Source organism: Bradyrhizobium sp. P2_E8 (assembly GCF_056403875.1).
In genome coordinates this window covers 1-738 of the sequence record NZ_JBFUES010001778.1, presented here as the reverse complement: position 1 = coordinate 738, position 738 = coordinate 1, and the positions used below count along the sequence as shown (strand labels likewise).

Genomic DNA, 738 nt, shown 5'->3' with positions numbered 1-738 from the left:
CTGCCATCGTTCGCCGACTGGATCAGGGCCTTGAAGCGGATGTCCGGAAAATCGGTCACCGCCAGCACGTCCATCACGCCCCAGGCGTGGTTGGCGGAATCGCCATGCAGCTCGCGGCCGATCGATTTGCGCACGGTGCTGCGCGCGCCGTCGCAGCCGACGACATAGCGTGCCTTGATCGTCTCGACCTTGCCCTCGCTTCCGGCATCGACGCGTTCGAGGCGCACGGTCACGGCACGGTCGGCAGGTCCCGCGGCCGGATCGACCTGGAGGTCGAGCAGGCGGCGGCTGTAATGGGGCTCGAGCTTGGCCGGCGATTTGCGCATGAGGTCGAGAAAGCCGTCATGGATGCGCGCCTGGTTGAGGATGACGTGCGGGAATTCCGACAGCCCGTCCTCGACGTCCTGCACCCGGCCGCTGCGGACGATGGTCTCGGGCCGCCGTTCGTCCGGCTTCCAGAACGTCGTCTCGTTGACCCAGTATGCTTCCTTCAGCACGCGCTCGCTGAAGCCATAGGCGTGGAACATCTCCATGGTGCGGCAGGCGACACCGTCGGCCTGGCCGACCGACAGCCGGCCCGGCTTCTGCTCGACGATGCAGGTCTTGATGTCGGGAAATTGCGCAAGCTGGGCCGCGAGCGTCAGGCCCGCGGGCCCGCAGCCGACGATGAGGACGTCGACCTCCTCGGGCACGGCGCCCGCCGCGCCGGGAGCCTGAACGCGTTCGGCGGGATCGGCG

At 68.2% G+C, this 738-nt stretch carries 1 protein-coding gene; it reads right to left on the bottom strand.

Features of this window, described 5'->3' with window-relative positions:
- A partial coding sequence (locus tag AC1D00_RS43850) for an FAD-dependent monooxygenase (protein WP_477015033.1) occupies positions 1-738 on the bottom strand: 738 nt, incomplete at both ends.